Source organism: Streptomyces sp. NPDC058671, from assembly GCF_042716475.1.
In the GTDB taxonomy this organism is placed as follows: domain Bacteria; phylum Actinomycetota; class Actinomycetes; order Streptomycetales; family Streptomycetaceae; genus Streptomyces.
On sequence record NZ_JBHXSA010000069.1, the window covers coordinates 1 to 1,312 of the forward strand.

Annotated in this window: 1 protein-coding gene; it reads right to left on the bottom strand. The window is 72.6% G+C overall.

Features of this window, described 5'->3' with window-relative positions:
• On the bottom strand, positions 1-1,296 hold a 1,296-nt coding region (locus tag ACFWV2_RS33050), incomplete at its 3' end, for a hypothetical protein (RefSeq protein WP_384411124.1).
• Positions 1,297-1,312 lie beyond the last annotated feature (16 nt).

A 1,312-nucleotide genomic window follows, 5' to 3' on the forward strand; every position in this document is an offset into this window, starting at 1 on the left:
GGACAGGGCCCAGTGGGCCAGTTCGTCGGACATCTTCTGGATGACGGGGCGGTCGAAAGTGTCCTGTCCCAGGTAGAACTCGTCCGGTCCGAGGGAGGCCAGGATCTCCTGGACCTTGGGGTCCCAGATATCCACGGCGCCGGGCGGTTCGGGCGCGGGGGCCGGCGGCTTGGGCGGGGGCTTGTGGGTGTAGACGGCGCTGAAGTGCTCGCCGGTGAAGGTGTACCGGCCCTGCCACTCCCCCGGCAGCCTGGAGTTCAGCAGGCTGGTGACGTCGTCCTTCTCGCCCTGGGTGCCCCGGAACGACCAGGGCAGGCGGATGAGGATGCGGGCGCCCTCGGCGCCAAGCTTGTCGGGGAGGCGGAGCCAGTTCTCGCGGGGCTCGTCCTCGGGGAGGTCGAGGTCTTCGCGCAGGATCACCCAGAGGCGGGGCCCGTAGACCGCGTCGTCTCCGGGGGGCGCCGGCTTGAAGCGGTGCGCGAGCGCGACGGCGACGACCAGGAGGACGGCCAGGACCACGAGGGTGAGGGTGCGCCAGGCCGGGAGGGTCAGGCCGACGAGGGCGGCGGTGAGGACGAGGCGGGCCAGGCCGCGGGCGGCGTACGGCCAGAAGTGCCAGGCCCGCAGGGCGCGGGCGAGGGTGGCGACGACGGGGGCTACGGCCCCGTAGACGGCCCGTACGAGGCGGGCGACGTTCTGGTAGCCGCGGTAGGTCTTCTGTGCCCAGCGGACGGCCCACAGGAGCACGCGCAGGCCCCTGTCGAGGGCGGTGGCGCCCCAACCCTGGTAGGTCTTCACCCAGGCCGCCGCGGTACGGGCCCAGGGGCTCGGCCGGCGGCGCTTGGGCTTGATCAGGCTCACGACGGGCGGGGCGAAGGCGACGGACCCGCGCGCGACGGGGCCGGCGGGCCCGGCCGGGATGGTGGAGCGGGTGCCCCGGCTCCAGAACGTGGCGTCGGTCCTGGCCTCGCCCCGCATCGGGTAGCCGCCGTAGAACCGGACGATGGCCCACAGGCCCTTGAAGACGCCCGTGATGAGCGACCACAGGCCCTTGAAGACGCCCGTGATGAGCGACCAGAGGTTGGCCTTCTTCCAGTCGGTCTTCTTGCCGCTCTTGTCCTTGCCCTGGGCGATCAGGCCGAGGAGGAGGAGGCCGCCGAGGATGGTGAAGTTTCCGCCGGGCAGGTGCGCGGAAGCCCAGTTCCAGGCGTCCGCGAACCAGCGGGCCTGCTGCTCCTGGGCGGGGTCGGGTGGAGCCAGGGTGTGCGCCGCGAGGGCGGCGGTCATGCTGTGCACGGATGCCCCTCGTATC